The organism is Bradyrhizobium sp. STM 3562, from assembly GCF_045571435.1.
GTDB lineage: Bacteria > Pseudomonadota > Alphaproteobacteria > Rhizobiales > Xanthobacteraceae > Bradyrhizobium.
In genome coordinates this window covers 2,389,214-2,403,005 of sequence record NZ_CP120694.1, presented here as the reverse complement: position 1 = coordinate 2,403,005, position 13,792 = coordinate 2,389,214, and the positions used below count along the sequence as shown (strand labels likewise).

Below are 13,792 nucleotides of genomic sequence, written 5' to 3'. Positions count from 1 at the left end.
GTCAAAGCGATAGGCCGCGCTTGCGCCCAAAACTCCAATCGACACTGCCGGGACCGGCGATGCCGCTCACCTGCCTGCCAAGTTCGCGCTCGAGCGAGGGCGCCCAGGGCACGAGCTGGAACCCAAGGCCATTGTCGATGATGGCGAAGCGGCCCGACGCCAGCGAAAGCCTCTGGCGGTAAACTCCAGAAATCAGCTCGCCTGCTTCGCTCGGCAGGTGCGCAAGCCCGGTTTCCTCGGCAAGCCGTCGTCCGACAGAATCGAGCTCGCGGCGGCGCAGGGTCTCGATCAGGTTGCGGCCGAGCGTAACCTTGTCGCCGTGGCGGCGGGCAAGTCCCTGCTCTGCCAACACATCGATCCGCCGCTCCAGCGCGGCGCGGACATCACCGCCAAACCCAGCGCGTGAGAGCTCGGCAGGCTCGCGCGCAACCAGGCGCCGGTCGAGCCAGGTGGCACCTTCCGCGGCAACCTGCTGGTCAACAGTAAGCTCCGAGCGCACCGCGAGCGCGATCTGCGTTCGGCCGTGCGCGTCGTCAAAGCGCCGAAGCTCCACAATGCCACCAATCGGCCCATCGCCGGCCGCCGCCATCTCCGCGAGCTTCAGGTGATGCAGGCGGCCGTCGATCCCATCGACAATGGCAAAGGCGGTGCCTTTCAGCTCATCATCGAGTCCGCGCGCAAGGAGCCGGCCGATCACCGGCTCGCCATGGCTCTCGCCTTCGAGGGCCCAGGATGACGGTGCGCGTGCAGCGCCATCCCTTGCAATGGCCTTATGCAGCCGCTTGATGATATCATCGCGCTCGGCCAGCGCGCGCAAACGGGGCTCGGCGTCGCTGGCCATTACCCACCGTGCGGGCCCTGCGGGCTCCGCCAGGCCCAGCCGCTCGAGCGTCCGCATCCGTCCGATCCGGATCTGTCGCAACGGGTCGCGCGCGACCTCCCGATCCGGCCTCAAATCGATCACCCCATCTGCCGCACCGGCTTCCCGGGCAAGCGCCCGATCGAGCCTGGTCCAGCGTTCGGCCGTGACTTCCGCTTCAAGGTCTAGGCGGATCTCAAGCTCCGATCGTGGGCCAAGCTCTCGGGTGACGAGATCGCCGGCGCGGCCACGTAAGCCCGTTGCGATATAGTCACGGCTGATGACGAGGTCTTTTCCGTCATCGGCGCGGCCCCGGACCAGGATGTGGATGTGCGGGTGCTCTGTATTCCAATGGTCGACCGCGACCCAGTCAAGCCGGGTGCCGAGGTCGCGTGAGGCTTGGTCCATGAGCTCTCGGGTGAAGCTGCGTAAGCTTTCCAGCTCGCTCGCTGCGTCGGGCGAGACGATGAACCGGAAATGATGCCTGTCGTCCTCGCAGCGCTCGGCGAAGGCGCGAGCGTCTGCATCATCTCCGGCAGCGTCGAACAGCTTGCCAGGCGTCCCATTGCGGGTGACGCCATCACGCTGGAGGTAAGCGATATGGGCCCGCAGCGCGCCCGGCGAACGCATGCGGCGCACCACCCGCGCCTTGACCATGGCGGTGCGGGCGCGGCTATTGTTCAGGCGGGTCGCAGCAAGGGTCGCGGCGCGCCCGCGCCCGAAATGGCTGCTGCCTTGACTGCGGCCACCCCGCGACTGACCGCCCGCTTTCTGCGCCGCTTTGAGCGCCTGCGCCAAAAAGGGTTTTGGTCGGGGCGAGCGGGTCGAACGGATCCGGCCAGGACGGATGCGGAAATCGTCATTACCGCTCATGGTGCGCTCCGCGGGGTGTCGAAAGCCAAGTGACGACAGCGTGTTGCCAAGAACGCCAAGTTGCGCCGGCTGTTCGCAATGTTTGCAACATCACTGGAATTTTCAGCAAATGCTTGCCCAAACGGGCCCGCCCACCTTTTGGCTTTTATCCTGCTAGTCTTAAGTCGGCCAATGCCCGCTCTCTCCCAACCATTCTCAAACTTGCGCTTACCTGCGCGTCTTTACGACGAACTGCTATTGTGATCATCGGGACTGCGCCTTCTCCGATCGCTGCACAAACAGCCCCGTCGCCGGAGATTGTAGGCTGCGTGCATCTGCATGAGGCAGGCTCTTCGACCGCTCCATTAAGCGCGGAGGTGATGTGGAGCTGCCGGCAGTTGACGAGCCGCCGGACAGCCCAACAAACACCGGAGACTGCTGCCAAGGGGCGATTTGTCCGACCGCCGACGTACGGCGCTCGCGTTGCTCAAGGCCGAGCAGCGGTGCGAGCCTTGTGACGTATGTTTGCGTCTCCTCAGGTAACCGCCGACCTGTCGCCAAGTGCTCCTCATAACGCCTCGGGCCTGCGCTATAGGCCGCAAGAAAGCCTTCCAATCCAAAGCGATCGAGCATCTCGCGGAGATACGCTGCTCCCGCGAAGATGTTATCATGCGGGTCAAAGGGATCGATGCCAAGCTCGTAACGGACGCTCAAGTCAACCCAGCTCTCGGGCATGATCTGCATCAGCCCAAGGGCTCCTCGCGGCGATATAGCGCGCTCACTGCCTGCGCTTTCGATCTGCATCACTGCAAAGATCCACTGCTCCGGGATGGCAAACCGGCGGGATGCTTCCGTCACGAATGCTGCATACAACATAGGACGCGAAATGCTCGGCGAGATCGGGGCCAGCGCTGACGTCGTGTCCTGGGCTGTCGCGCTCAACGACAGTTTGAGCGACAAAAGCAGTGCAACGAAGCATACGGCTGCCCGCCTAGGCCAGAAGCGTCTCGGCGCCCCCACGGCCGTTCGAGGCAAAGCAATGCTGCGCAGAACACGTGCCCACTGCGAACGGCCTTTGTTCGCGACATCCGCGGCAAATCTGGCCGTGAAGGAGGAATGAGCCCAAGACAAGTCTAGGCAGAAAACTGCGGTGCGGGCTGCCAGCTTGACCAAGATCACTCCTCCTCGATCCAAACGGGGAGCGCGCGCCCGATAATCGCTGAGATGGGAATGACGCCAAAATAACGGCCATCGAGCGAGTTGGCCGACTGCCCGTTCATAAGGAAGACTTCGCCTGGGGCCAGCACGCGGCATCCTTCCCAGACCGGCAGCGGTCGACCGCGGCCATCGCGCTCGCGCGCCTCTCCCATCTCGATGTTGTCGACTGTAATTGCGAGCCCTGTTCTGCAGACCATCTGACCCGGCAAGGCCAGCACTCGTTTGAGCATGGGCACGCCAATTGGCAAATAACCGTTGCTATCGAGGAATCGTGCAAGCGGTTCTGGTGGCCACACCGCCACCAGCTCGGTGAGCTGCAATGACCGCTCTGATTGCAAACGATAGAGCCCGATCGGAACGCTTTCTGATGCATTCCAAATGTATTTTGGCACCCGGTTTCCGGGCGTGAACAGCGTCAGGGCGGCGGCGCCAAAGGTCGCAAGAACGAGTGTCAAACGGGCGGTCATGGCGCCAATCTCCGGCGATGCAACCAGGCCTGGTGCCGGCTGCGCGTGTAGGGCCGCGGCTTTTCGTTGACAGAGAGACGGTTGTGAACGTGGTGCCAATAATCGGGGGCTGCGTCGGCGGGATTGATCCCAAGTGCCTCCACCTCGTCAATCAGCTGCAGAACGCGCTCGACCTTTGACCAGCCAGACAATCGCAGCAGGCTTTCGCCGCCGGGGCTGACCCAAGGAACGGTCGAATAGCGCTGGCCGGGCGCGGGCGCTCGCAAGATATCGACGCGTGACAAGACGGCCCCGAAGTCATTGGAGGTCCAGCGCACGAAGGCAAAGATGCTCCCTGGCGCGAACGAGAGAACGCGCCGGTGGCGGTCTATGATCCTTTCCGCCACGGGACGGCCAAACCGAACCCGGTTTTCGATTCGCTTTTCGAGCCACAAGAGCTCAACGCTCGTGAGATCGCTCACGTCTCACCTCGGTGTTGTGAGAAGACGGTTTGTGTGCCGTACAAGCGCCCACGAGGTCGCCTACGTCGGCGAATAGGAGACGGAGCCTTGGCTCCTTCTGAACGGCTCTGGTGAAGCATGGCTGGGCCCCAGCTCCCGCCATGCGCGTGGCTAACTGGGCTCTCCTCCCGTTCATTGATCCGGGAGAACGCAGGCCATCGGCACTGCGTTAGCGGGCGGATCGACGTCATCCCGGCCGCCGAAAGCAGAAGGTCGAGAGCAGACTTGAGCCAATCGGAGCCGCGCCCGCTGGTACCGGGACCGACGAGGGTCAGGATCTCGGATAGCGCCGTGGCCATCAGCAGTGATGTTTTGAGGCCAACATCAGCTGCTGCGACGAGTTGTGAAGCGGCCCCAATCAGGACCTTCGCATCCCAGGTCTTCGCTATGGGCCGTTCGGGCACGGTCTCGACAGGAATCCTGATCGCCGCCGTGCGGAAGTCGATCCCTACAATTCGCTTGGATTGCGCCAGCGAGAGGGACGGAGAAGCCGAAAGATCTTGCGTGTTGCGTGCTGCCAGATCGCAGGAAAGAGCGCCAAATAGACCCAGCTGTTCGCGGTTCGGGCGAGGCCATGCGCCGGCAGAGGGGTAGCCGTTCGGCATGGATCAGCGCCGCTCCTTGCCTGCATAGGGAATGGGCGTGTGCCGCTTGGCGGGCAAGACTCTGCCGGCGCCCGGATCGCTCGTGGAGGTCTTGGCTCCGCGGTCAACCCACGCTTTCAGATCTTCGAGCGCATAGACCACGCGGCCACCCAGCTTGCGGTAGGTCGGGCCCGTGCCATAGGTTCGGTGCTTTTCCAGCGTGCGGCCGGACAGGCCAAGAAAGCGCGCGGCTTCGGGCGTGCGCAGGTATCGCGGCGGCAAACCGGCGTTCGGATCGGGCATTTGCGAGGCTCCGTGGTCTTCTGGAGCGCGAGCTAGTCTGATCGCGCGTCGACGGCCACAATGGCGGAGCAGAGATACTCACGGGGATGCCGAAGATGCGGAGGTGATTTCCGGCACCCCTGCTCTATCGTCTTCGAGATGATGGCCGGAGCAGTGCGCGATAGCCGCCACGCATCAGGGTCAAACCAGCCTGAACCAGGCGGATGGTTCGGCTGCGCAGGTCGTCGGTTTTCCAGGCGCGTTCAGGAATGCGTTTTCGGCCGAACAGCACCTCGGCGATGACGCGATAAGACGCGCCGTCCATGTGTCCATCGACCGCCCGCAGCGCCAAAGCCAATCGTTCGCGGCGCTGTGCTGAAAGTTGATGAAAGGGAGGACCTGGCGGGCGGCCGTTGATCGCGCGCCACAACCGATGCGAGGCGTGGGCGCGAAGCACATAATCCGGATCGAGCGGCAGTTCGGCCGCGTAAGGGACCCCGAGCCGCGGCGCCTCTTTCAGCCAAAGATGGTGCTGTGCTCCGTGAATACGCAATACGGCATGCCAGCCGTCAGCCGCTTGTCTGATGCTGCCCGATGCAAGATCGACAAGTCCTAAGCCGGCGCCAACGGCTTCCGTGCCGGACGTGCTCGGAACGATCGGCACCACCGTGGGCAAAGCCTCGGGCGCCCAGAAGATAGTCTGCTCGTGAAAGGACCCATGCGGGTCATGGGCGAAAGCAGAGGCCCCATCTCCTCCTGAATTCGGGGTTCACCTGTCCACCCTTCAACAAAGCTTGGCGGTAGTCGGCTCGATAATTGGGACTGCGACGCAGGCTTTCCCAGGCCAAATCCGTCATCTCCCCTGCTTTAGCGCGTTGATACGCCTCCGGCGAGCGCCAGTCGAACTCAGACATTGCTCCGATCCCCTGAACGAGTGCGGCGTAACGTCTATGAAGCTTTAGGTTGTCAGGGAAGTTACCAATTATGCATCACGTGATGCGTGCAGGGCATCACGGCCTGAGAGGAGAAATCCGTTCTCGCCTGCGAATTCCAGAGAGGAGATTTTTCTTATTTGGCAGCGCCACCGCGGAGCAAATGGCGGTAACCGTGCTCTGCCATCCATTTTGCTCGTGCCAGATGGCTCTCAAATGCATGACGAGCGCGCGTCGGCTCATGCTTCGGGTCCATATGCAACACAACCCGTGCGACTTCTTGCCAGTCCGCGCCGTCGGCCTCGGCATCAAGAAGCCGCCAATACGTCACCAGATGTTGCTCGTCATAGGCCGTGAGCACCGGATCATCCGGAGCTGAATCGGCGACGTCAGGATCGAGTGGCGGGGTCTGCATGGCTATCCACCAACATTCGTCTGCCGGATATCGATCCCAATCCTTGAGTATCTCCTCACAGCTGTCTTAACTCCTTCAGATCCAGCACGAAATTCCTCAGAGCGAGGTTTGACGGACATCGTGCACTACTCGCAATGCGCGCCGTGGACCGCGCCGATCGCCGCTTTTTCCGCGTATTATAACACGTAGCGTCAAAATACGCGATTGCTTCCTATCCTGCGGATGGATATTCGCAAGGTCTTTGGAGCAAATGCGCGTCGATTTCGCTTGGCCCTCGGCCTGAGCCAGGAGGCCGTTGCAGAACGTATGGGCGTCGATCGCGCCTTCATCAGCAGCATGGAGCGAGGGCTACAGAACGCAACCCTCCTCACAATCTGGGAAATTTCTCAAGCGCTCGAAGTTCGACCTGCAGAACTGCTCGAGGAAAAAGCGTCCAAGATTCGTCCGTAATTTTCGCTCCGGTGCGGGACGGTGGCCCGCACAGATTTTCGGCTTCCTTTCGTCAATCGTCGCGACGCCGAAGCCTCCGACTTACATTTCGTCGAAATTCGCGCACCTGCGACATCGCTCAGATCCCCTGCCCGAAAGCGGAATGTTACAGAACTCCAGGTTGTAGGCTGAGTTGCCAAATATGCATCACGTGATGCGTGCAGAGCATCGCGGCTTCAGGAGAGAAGCCTGTTCTCGCTTGCGAATTCCAGATGACAAATTATTCCTGTTTGGCAGCTCCGCCGCGGAGCAAATGGCGGTAACCGTGCTCCGCCATCCATTTTGCTCGCGCCAGATGGCTGTCATATGCATTTCGAGCGCGAGCGGGCTCACGTTCCGGGTCAATATGCAGCACAATGCGCGCCACTTCCTGCCAATCGGCGCGCTCGGTCTCGGCATCAAGAAGCCGCCAGTACGTCACCATGTGCTGCTCGTCATAGGACGTCAGCAGCGCATCTGTGGGCGCCAAATCAGCGACGTCTGGGTCAAGCGACGAGATTTGCATGAAAATCCTGCAGGAACGATCTGGGAATACATATTATAGGAGATAAACCTCATAATATGTAAAGAGGCAACTTGCGCAGATGGACATGCGCAGGTTGGTGGGCCGGAATTTCGCGCGGCTGCGGAAGCAGAAGGGCTTTACGCAGGAGAAGTTTGCGGAAGCGTCGGGTTTCACTCAACAGTACATCAGCGGGTTGGAGCGCGGTGAGCGAAATCCTACCATTGTGACGCTGTTCGAGCTCGCAAGCACGCTCGGCGTCAGTCACGTCGATCTGGTTCTGCCTGATGAGGAATTTCGCAACGAGAGCCCAAAAACGCCAAAGCGAAGATAGTGGGACTCCTAATGTTGGATCGCGTGGTACGTGACCGCGCTTTCGGCGAGGAATCTGCCCTCGCTTGCGAACTCCGTATAGCAAATTCTTCCTATTTGGCCGCGCCACCGCGGAGCAAATGCCGGTAGCCGTGGTTCGCGACCCATTTTGCTCGCGCCAGATGGCTGTCGTATGCACTGCGAGCGCGAGCCGGCTCACGTTCGGCGTCAATATGCAGCACAATCCGCGCCACTTCCTGCCAATCGGCGCGGTCGGCCTCAGCATCAAGAAGCCGCCAGTATGTCACCAGATGCTGCTCGTCATAGGACGTCAGGGCCGCATCTGTGGGCGCCAAATCAGCGACATCTGGGTCAAGCGGCGGAATTTGCATGAAAATCCCGCAAGAACAATGCGGTCCCGGGTGGTGGGTGTGGTTGTCTGATACTGATTGAAGGCCTCGCCTTTAGCTGCATTCTGCCGATCGACCTCACAACCAAGGGTGGGCTCATCAGAGCGGGAAATGCTCGCCCGCCTTTTGTAGAGAATACTCCGTGGTGAAATACTCTGCAAGGCGATGCCCTCCCGGGTATGAACATCCGAGAGGTACTAGCGCTAAATTTGAGAAAACTCCGACAGGTGAAAGGCCTGTCTCAGGAGGAGTTGGCGCACCGCGCGGATATCGACCGGACCTACGTTAGCGCGCTCGAGCGGAGCGTCTATGCCGCCACTATCGATGTGGTTGATAACCTAGCCCAGGCATTGGGTGTTGAAGCAGCCGATCTTCTCAAGCGGCCTTCGCGATCGAAGTCGGATTGAGGCGAAAGGCTACAACCCAAGCGCTCCGGTCAGCATGAGCGGCGATCACCAGCCCGCCCGGGGGCCCAGACCCTCGGCACCAGGCGGTTCCGGGCCGAACTGGAGACGCGAACGATCTAGAATTTGCCCGCACGTGTGTTGCCGTCGGCTGGAAAGGAAGAGCCCCGCCCGATCTACTCGGGCGGGGCGCGAGTCTTACTCACCGTTCTTCCGCGGCCGCGACCAGAGCAGCGTGTAACCTTCGCCGTCTTCATCGTCGAACAGGTTCGCATAGATTGGTGCGTTGAACGAGGGGTCGTCGAGCTTGAGCGAGAGATAGTCCCGGCCCTCCTCGGAGCGCTTCGACCAGGCCGCTCCGATCTCGGCGTTATGCGGTGCACCGCATAAAGCCGATTATGCGTAGCGCGGGATTATGCGGAGTCGTTGGCTTGTAGCCGCGGTTTTCCAGGGCTTTTGTGGCTGCGCCGCTCCACATAATCCCGTGGAGAGAAGGCGCGGCGCCTCGCACGAGGTGAGGCGCCGCAGCGGCGCGGGTCAGCGCGACCAGACCAGCGCGTAGCCGTCATCGACCGCGACGAGGTTGGCATAGATCGGCGCCGGGAAGGACGGGTCGTCGAGCTTGACCGAGTGGTAGACGGTGTTGTTGTCCTTGGAGGTCCGCTGCCACGCGGCACCTATCTCGACATTACCGACCACCACGCGCAAGTTCGGAGCCTTCTCGTTCTCGGAGGGTTCGGCAGGAAGGAAGCGCGCCTTGAAGTTGAGCGAGAGCGTCTTGATAGTACCGGTGTATGAGCCGTCTTCGGCGCGGGTGAAGGTGCCAATCTGAGCCATGGTAATCTCCTGTTGCTGTTCCCAAGCCCGCGACCATCGCGGCCTTGATGGCGATCTTTGAGCGCCGCAACGACCGACCCGCAGCTTCTGGCCCGCAGCGCAGCGGAGGATGGCGGGCTGAGCGATCTTGTTGCCTCGCGAGGAATGCCGCCGCTTGGCGGCAGGGGAAGAAGATCGCGAACAAGCCATTGCAGGTAAAGGTCGGCGAGCGCAGCGAGCGTATTGTGGCGCGTGATCCGCCAGCAAAAGGCTGGTATGGACGTGGGCCAAACAGCCCGACAGGAGAGTAACGGCTCAAAGGCCTCACCACCGCCGCGACGGCGACACCATCACGGCAAGCGCGATTGAGCCACAGCACTTTGCTTCGCCAATCCCAACCCAATGGAGAAGCGCTCGATTGCTCGTGCGGGACGGCGCGGTGATGCCGCGACGTCACAGCGCATCAAAGGTATTTCGTCGTAACGATCGGCTGCCCGACGTCTCTCACCCTGAAGGCAGAGATGCTTTCTCCAACAGCGAGGCAATCAGCGCGTCTGGTGCCTTGAACCGTCCACGGCGCAGCGCCGGCGGAATGACCGCTTCCACCGCCTCCAGCTTTTCAGAGGGATCCATGCGCAGATAAATCTCCGTGGTGCGGATATCGGCGTGGCCAAGCCAGAGCGCGACCTTGCGGATGTCGCGTGTGGCCTGCAACATCAAGACCGCACAACTGTGCCGCAGAAGGTGTGGCGACAGCGTTCGGCCGTTCAGGGTCGGGCATCGAGCCGCAGCGGCCTTTGTGTGCTTTTCGAGGATATACTCAAAGCCGGCGCGGGTCATTGCCATCCCTTGGGCGTTGACGAACAGCTCTGTCGCTGGCGGCTTTCCTCGCACTGATAGCCAAGCGCGCAGGTCGCGAGCGGTTTCCTTCCATAGCGGAAGGCTGCGTTCGCGCCGGCCCTTGCCGAACACCAGGATGCTTGGCCTCGGTTGCAGCGTGACGTTTTCCAGGGTGAGGCCGATCAACTCGGAGACGCGCAGGCCGCCGGCGAAGCACAGATGCAACATCGCCCGATCCCGTAGTCCGAGGCGTGTCGTGGCGTCCGGAGCATTGAGCACGGCGCGGATCTCGTCCATGGTCAGATGGCGGATGAGCTTCTGGTCATGACGCTTGCCTGGGATCGCATTGATCTGGGCGACCTGCTCCAAGGCGCCAGGATGCCGCAGTTCGACGTAGCGCATGAACGACTTGATCGCGGCGAGCCGCAGGTTGCGAGTCGCCGGACCGTTGCCGCGGTCATGTTCGATGTGATGCAGGAACGCGACCACCATGTCTGCATCGATCTGCTCGAGCTGGAGCAGAGAGGGGCGCGTGTGCAGGCGCTGGGCGGCGAAGGCGAACAATAGCTGGAAGCTATACGCATAGGTCTCGCAGGAGTGCGGACTGTAGCCGCGCTGCGGCGGCATGTGTTCGCGCATGAAGTTGGTGATGAGCGGGGCGATCGGCGTCATGCGACCTCCCCGGCGATCAGCGCCTCGGCAGCACCTGCAATATCGGCCATGAGGTCCGGGGTGGCTTCCATATACCAGTAGGTATGCCGGATGTCCGCATGGCCGAGATAAGTGGAGAGAGCGACGAAGTCGCGCGCAACGTCATCACGACGCGTCGCGCATTGCTCCAGCACACGCGTCGCGAAGGTGTGGCGCAGATCATGGATACGCGGACGTCGCGACCGATTCTGACCGACGTCAGCCTTGCGCAGGATCACATAGAAGTTGCTCTGGGCGGTCCGAAGCGACATCGGCTTGGCATCCACGGACAGGAACACATGGTCATCCATCCCGGCGAACCGCCGCCGTATCGCGAGATAGGCCTGCAGCGCCTCGACCACGCTGGGGTGCATCGGCACGAGCCTGCTCTTGTTGAACTTGGTCAGGCGGATGTGCAGCACGCCGTCGGGCAGCAGATCGTCCAACCTCAGGTTCAGAGCCTCGGAGATCCGCAGACCCGTCGACGCGAGCAGCCCGATCAGCATCACATAGATGTGGCGACTGAGCGGGCTTGGCTTCTGGCGCCGCAGATTGCCTGCGGCTTCGAGCATGCGCGCCAATTCCTCCCGCGTGTAGATATAGGGCGCCGGACGTGTCGCAGGGCTGCGGGGATGATGCGGCACTTCATGCTCGCGATCCTCCGCGTAGAGGAAGCGTGCAAAGAGCGCGATCTCCTGAAGCCGCCGCTGGTGACTGCGCGGCGTCGACGAGACGGCCGCCGCCCAAGCGATCGCGGTCTCGCGGCGAACATGAGTATCGCCCCGGTCGGCCGCATAACGCGCGAACGCGGTGAGGTGTCGGGCGGTCTTTTTAAGCTTGAAGCCGAGCGAGCGGCGCAGCTCGATGTAGCGATCAACATCATCGATCAGCATGGCGACCTCCCCGGCCAAGGCTGCGCGATGCCCGACAGCAGCGCGATATCGACCTTGGCGTAATGCGCCGTCATCGCCTGCGATCGGTGGCGCAGCACCGTGCTCACGCCCGGCAAGCTGACGCCGTGGCGGAGCATCGCCGTGGCCGCCGAGTGGCGCAGGATATGCGCACCCTTGTAGCGGCTCTCGACGCCCCCACGCTTGAGCGCGCGCTTGACCAGGCATTTGATCGTGATGCGGTCGATTGGCCGCAGAGGCGCATATTCGGTGATGAACAGGGATGGTGTCGCCAGTGCCGGCCGGCCGCGTTCGATGTAGGCGAACAGCGCGTCGCCGATCTCCTGGGTGAGCGGCAGCAGTTCCTCGCGCCGGCCTTTGCCGCACAGGCGGATGCTGCCCTGCCGCCAGTCGATATCGTCGAAGCTGAGCCGCGCCACCTCGCTCGCCCGAAGCCCGAGCCGGACCAACAGCAGGATGATGGCTCGGTCGCGCAGGCGCCGCTCCCCGTCGCACGCACCGATGATCCGCGCGATATCGGCATCAGGCAGGAAGCGCGGGATCGATGCCAGCCGCCATCCCGCAACATTCGGCATGGCGTGGTCGAGCCCAGGCGGACATCGTCTTGTCGCGATCAGGAAGCGCAGGAACGCGCGGATGCCGACCGATATGCCCTTCATGCGCTCGACCGATACGGCCTTCGCACGTTCGATCATGTATGCCCGGATCGTCACGGCGTCGTAGGCCGTCGGGATATCTCCCAGCGCATCGACGAAGGGAGTAATCGTCCCAAGATACGCGGCGAGCGTCGTTTCAGCCAGGCCGCGCTGCTCGCGGGCCCAAGCCGCAAACTCGACAACCAGTGGCGCTGCCGGTTTAGCCGGCAATCGCATTAACAGGCCTTGATCCTCAAGGTAGGCGATGAACAGCTTGGCGCACTCGACCGCGTCCTTGTTGAGGTCGCCGCGGAAGCGCGGCCGATGTCCCGCTTCGATCAAGCAGAACGAGGCCGCGTGCGCCTCACGGATTGCAGTCAGCGTGTAGCCTTCCCCGCGCGCCCAGTGCGTCCAACTCGCAAGCAGCCGCATCCTCTCGGAGATGGTCAGTGACGTATATAGGCGTCCACGGAGCCATCGAGTAAAGTCGACCGCGTGGTCTGCGGCCATTCCCGCCTTCAATCGGTCCCAGACCGCGTTCTTACGGACATAAACACCTGTCGGCATGTCGCCCCCTTCTGCATGTGGAGGCAGGACTATGGTCGATGTGGTTGCTGTTCGGAACGTCAGTCAGCGGTTGTGTCGGGCGCTCGTGCCATGCGTGTCCGACTGGAGCCGGGCGGTTCTCCGGGCGTGCCGTGATGCCCTGCGACCGACGGGCCTTGCTGGGCGGATCTGCCCCGGGATGCAGTCTGCGACCCGGCCTGGTCCCCGCAACAGCGTGCCGGCGATCTTCTTCCCCGCGGCTGCGCCGCTCCTCGCGCAGCAACAAGATCGCCGCACGCCGTCCTTCGCATGCGCTGCGGCCTGACGGTGCGGGTCGGCCGTCCCGGGGCTTTCGATCGCCACAAGGCCGCGATGGTCGCGGGCTTGAACACAGCACAGGAGATCCACCATGTCCCAGATCGGTTCGTTCACCCGCAGCAACGATGGCTCCTATACCGGCACCATCAAGACGCTCGCGATCGATGCTAAGGCGCGCATCGTCCCCAGCGATCCCGCCTCCACCAGCGATAAGGCGCCAGACCTGCGCGTGATCGTCTCAGGCGTCGAGATCGGTGCCGCCTGGCGCCGGACCTCGAAGGACAACCGCTCCTACCACTCGGTCAAGCTCGACGATCCGTCCTTCACTGCGCCCATCTACGCCAACCTCTTCGAAGGCGACGATGGCGAGTGTGCGCTGATTTGGTCGCGCTGACCTACACCGCGGCGTCTCGCAAACACGCGAGGCGCCGCGGACAGCGCCCCGTCATTATGCGGAGCGACACAGCGCCAAAAGCCCTGGAAAACCGCGGCTACCAGCCAACGACTCCGCATAATCCCGCGCTACGCATAATCGGCGCGGCCGACGTAGACCCTGTGGCTGGGCGCGTTCTCGTTGAGGCGATCGGGGTCTGCGAGGATGCGGACGCCCCTGACCTGCAAACTGAGCGTGATGATCTCGCCCTGGAGATCGTTGCCGACTTTCTTGAAAGAACCGATGATAGCCATGTCACTTCTCCTTTTGTTTCGAGCCCGCGACCACCGCGGCCTCGATGGCGCTTCAGCTGGCGAGGACGATCGGCGACGCACCCAGTTACGGGCCGGAGCGCAGCGGAGGACGCCGTCGGGGAG

The 13,792-nt window shown here is 62.4% G+C and carries 19 protein-coding genes and 2 pseudogenes; 4 read left to right on the top strand and 17 right to left on the bottom strand.

All coding sequences use genetic code 11. The features are described 5' to 3' along the window. Position 1: 1 nt before the first annotated feature. From P6U23_RS11040 to P6U23_RS11000, 9 genes are all read right to left on the bottom strand, one after another. On the bottom strand, positions 2-1,732 hold the full coding sequence (locus P6U23_RS11040) for a relaxase/mobilization nuclease domain-containing protein (RefSeq protein ID WP_407179728.1): 1,731 nt from the start codon (positions 1,730-1,732) through the stop codon (positions 2-4). 243 nt (positions 1,733-1,975) lie between these two features. Further along, a complete protein-coding gene (locus P6U23_RS11035; RefSeq protein ID WP_407179726.1) occupies positions 1,976-2,671 on the bottom strand; it encodes a lytic transglycosylase domain-containing protein in 696 nt (231 codons plus the stop codon). A 215-nt stretch (positions 2,672-2,886) separates the two neighbouring features. Beyond that, complete coding sequence (locus P6U23_RS11030; RefSeq protein ID WP_407179725.1) at positions 2,887-3,396, bottom strand: S26 family signal peptidase; 510 nt, start codon at positions 3,394-3,396, stop codon at positions 2,887-2,889. Continuing rightward, positions 3,393-3,857, bottom strand: a complete 465-nt coding sequence (locus P6U23_RS11025) for a DUF2840 domain-containing protein (RefSeq protein WP_407179723.1) — start codon at positions 3,855-3,857, stop codon at positions 3,393-3,395. Before P6U23_RS11025 ends, P6U23_RS11030 begins: the two co-directional genes overlap by 4 nt. Next, positions 3,854-4,501, bottom strand: a complete 648-nt coding sequence (locus tag P6U23_RS11020) for a replication initiator protein A (RefSeq protein WP_407179721.1) — start codon at positions 4,499-4,501, stop codon at positions 3,854-3,856. The genes P6U23_RS11025 and P6U23_RS11020 overlap by 4 nt, the downstream gene beginning before the upstream one ends. 3 nt (positions 4,502-4,504) lie before the next feature. Then, the gene (locus tag P6U23_RS11015) at positions 4,505-4,783 is read right to left on the bottom strand and encodes an AlpA family transcriptional regulator (RefSeq protein ID WP_024511999.1); all 279 of its coding nucleotides are present in this window, start codon (positions 4,781-4,783) and stop codon (positions 4,505-4,507) included. Positions 4,784-4,907: 124 nt separating this feature from the next. Beyond that, positions 4,908-5,429, bottom strand: coding sequence for a DUF2285 domain-containing protein (locus P6U23_RS11010; RefSeq protein ID WP_407179719.1), 522 nt, complete (start codon positions 5,427-5,429; stop codon positions 4,908-4,910). 58 nt (positions 5,430-5,487) lie between these two features. Continuing rightward, entirely contained in the window at positions 5,488-5,619 is a 132-nt protein-coding gene (locus P6U23_RS11005) for a transcriptional regulator domain-containing protein (protein WP_407181409.1), read from the bottom strand. Positions 5,620-5,830: 211 nt separating this feature from the next. Then, positions 5,831-6,109 (bottom strand): DNA -binding domain-containing protein, encoded by a 279-nt coding sequence (locus P6U23_RS11000; RefSeq protein ID WP_407179717.1) that lies wholly within the window; start codon positions 6,107-6,109, stop codon positions 5,831-5,833. 204 nt (positions 6,110-6,313) lie between these two features. Here P6U23_RS11000 and P6U23_RS10995 point away from each other — a divergent pair, with 204 nt between their 5' ends. Then, a complete protein-coding gene (locus tag P6U23_RS10995; protein ID WP_407179715.1) occupies positions 6,314-6,559 on the top strand; it encodes a helix-turn-helix domain-containing protein in 246 nt (81 codons plus the stop codon). 259 nt (positions 6,560-6,818) lie between these two features. Here P6U23_RS10995 and P6U23_RS10990 read toward each other — a convergent pair whose 3' ends face one another. Beyond that, complete coding sequence (locus P6U23_RS10990) at positions 6,819-7,103, bottom strand: DNA -binding domain-containing protein (protein ID WP_407179713.1); 285 nt, start codon at positions 7,101-7,103, stop codon at positions 6,819-6,821. Between the two features lie 79 nt (positions 7,104-7,182). Between P6U23_RS10990 and P6U23_RS10985 the strand changes: the two genes are divergently transcribed. Then, positions 7,183-7,434 (top strand): helix-turn-helix domain-containing protein, encoded by a 252-nt coding sequence (locus P6U23_RS10985; protein ID WP_407179711.1) that lies wholly within the window; start codon positions 7,183-7,185, stop codon positions 7,432-7,434. Positions 7,435-7,525: 91 nt separating this feature from the next. On the opposite strand, the gene P6U23_RS10980 is transcribed toward P6U23_RS10985, so the two are convergent. After that, positions 7,526-7,804: a DNA -binding domain-containing protein gene (locus tag P6U23_RS10980; RefSeq protein WP_407179708.1), complete on the bottom strand. Its 279-nt coding sequence runs from the start codon at positions 7,802-7,804 to the stop codon at positions 7,526-7,528. A gap of 197 nt (positions 7,805-8,001) precedes the next feature. Here P6U23_RS10980 and P6U23_RS10975 point away from each other — a divergent pair, with 197 nt between their 5' ends. Next, entirely contained in the window at positions 8,002-8,229 is a 228-nt protein-coding gene (locus P6U23_RS10975; protein WP_407179706.1) for a helix-turn-helix domain-containing protein, read from the top strand. A gap of 195 nt (positions 8,230-8,424) precedes the next feature. Here P6U23_RS10975 and P6U23_RS10970 read toward each other — a convergent pair. The 5 genes and pseudogenes from P6U23_RS10970 to P6U23_RS10950 all read right to left on the bottom strand — a co-directional run. Further along, a pseudogene (locus P6U23_RS10970) lies at positions 8,425-8,595 on the bottom strand (DUF736 domain-containing protein); the annotation flags it as partial. A 168-nt stretch (positions 8,596-8,763) separates the two neighbouring features. Beyond that, positions 8,764-9,063, bottom strand: a complete 300-nt coding sequence (locus P6U23_RS10965) for a DUF736 domain-containing protein (RefSeq protein WP_057196369.1) — start codon at positions 9,061-9,063, stop codon at positions 8,764-8,766. Positions 9,064-9,546: 483 nt separating this feature from the next. Continuing rightward, on the bottom strand, positions 9,547-10,554 hold the full coding sequence (locus P6U23_RS10960; RefSeq protein ID WP_407179704.1) for a tyrosine-type recombinase/integrase: 1,008 nt from the start codon (positions 10,552-10,554) through the stop codon (positions 9,547-9,549). Further along, on the bottom strand, positions 10,551-11,465 hold the full coding sequence (locus tag P6U23_RS10955) for a tyrosine-type recombinase/integrase (protein ID WP_407179702.1): 915 nt from the start codon (positions 11,463-11,465) through the stop codon (positions 10,551-10,553). Before P6U23_RS10955 ends, P6U23_RS10960 begins: the two co-directional genes overlap by 4 nt. Next, the gene (locus P6U23_RS10950; RefSeq protein WP_407179700.1) at positions 11,459-12,685 is read right to left on the bottom strand and encodes a tyrosine-type recombinase/integrase; all 1,227 of its coding nucleotides are present in this window, start codon (positions 12,683-12,685) and stop codon (positions 11,459-11,461) included. The genes P6U23_RS10955 and P6U23_RS10950 overlap by 7 nt, the downstream gene beginning before the upstream one ends. A 388-nt stretch (positions 12,686-13,073) precedes the next feature. Between P6U23_RS10950 and P6U23_RS10945 the strand changes: the two genes are divergently transcribed. Further along, positions 13,074-13,376 (top strand): DUF736 domain-containing protein, encoded by a 303-nt coding sequence (locus tag P6U23_RS10945; protein ID WP_407179698.1) that lies wholly within the window; start codon positions 13,074-13,076, stop codon positions 13,374-13,376. Positions 13,377-13,513: 137 nt separating this feature from the next. Here the strand turns inward: P6U23_RS10945 and P6U23_RS10940 are convergent. Next, a pseudogene (locus P6U23_RS10940) lies at positions 13,514-13,669 on the bottom strand (DUF736 family protein); the annotation flags it as partial. Positions 13,670-13,792 lie beyond the last annotated feature (123 nt).

Excerpts from the sequence above, each read along its gene's own strand:
- P6U23_RS11040 (WP_407179728.1), bottom strand. The coding sequence starts at position 1,732 with ATGAGCGGTAATGACGATTTCCGCATCCGTCCTGGCCGGATCCGTTCG.
- P6U23_RS11030 (WP_407179725.1), bottom strand. The coding sequence starts at position 3,396 with ATGACCGCCCGTTTGACACTCGTTCTTGCGACCTTTGGCGCCGCCGCC.
- P6U23_RS11020 (WP_407179721.1), bottom strand. The coding sequence starts at position 4,501 with ATGCCGAACGGCTACCCCTCTGCCGGCGCATGGCCTCGCCCGAACCGC.
- P6U23_RS11015 (WP_024511999.1), bottom strand. The coding sequence starts at position 4,783 with ATGCCCGATCCGAACGCCGGTTTGCCGCCGCGATACCTGCGCACGCCC.
- P6U23_RS11005 (WP_407181409.1), bottom strand. The coding sequence starts at position 5,619 with ATGACGGATTTGGCCTGGGAAAGCCTGCGTCGCAGTCCCAATTATCGA.
- P6U23_RS11000 (WP_407179717.1), bottom strand. The coding sequence starts at position 6,109 with ATGCAGACCCCGCCACTCGATCCTGACGTCGCCGATTCAGCTCCGGAT.
- P6U23_RS10990 (WP_407179713.1), bottom strand. The coding sequence starts at position 7,103 with ATGCAAATCTCGTCGCTTGACCCAGACGTCGCTGATTTGGCGCCCACA.
- P6U23_RS10985 (WP_407179711.1), top strand. The coding sequence starts at position 7,183 with ATGGACATGCGCAGGTTGGTGGGCCGGAATTTCGCGCGGCTGCGGAAG.
- P6U23_RS10980 (WP_407179708.1), bottom strand. The coding sequence starts at position 7,804 with ATGCAAATTCCGCCGCTTGACCCAGATGTCGCTGATTTGGCGCCCACA.
- P6U23_RS10975 (WP_407179706.1), top strand. The coding sequence starts at position 8,002 with ATGAACATCCGAGAGGTACTAGCGCTAAATTTGAGAAAACTCCGACAG.
- P6U23_RS10965 (WP_057196369.1), bottom strand. The coding sequence starts at position 9,063 with ATGGCTCAGATTGGCACCTTCACCCGCGCCGAAGACGGCTCATACACC.
- P6U23_RS10960 (WP_407179704.1), bottom strand. The coding sequence starts at position 10,554 with ATGACGCCGATCGCCCCGCTCATCACCAACTTCATGCGCGAACACATG.
- P6U23_RS10955 (WP_407179702.1), bottom strand. The coding sequence starts at position 11,465 with ATGCTGATCGATGATGTTGATCGCTACATCGAGCTGCGCCGCTCGCTC.
- P6U23_RS10950 (WP_407179700.1), bottom strand. The coding sequence starts at position 12,685 with ATGCCGACAGGTGTTTATGTCCGTAAGAACGCGGTCTGGGACCGATTG.
- P6U23_RS10945 (WP_407179698.1), top strand. The coding sequence starts at position 13,074 with ATGTCCCAGATCGGTTCGTTCACCCGCAGCAACGATGGCTCCTATACC.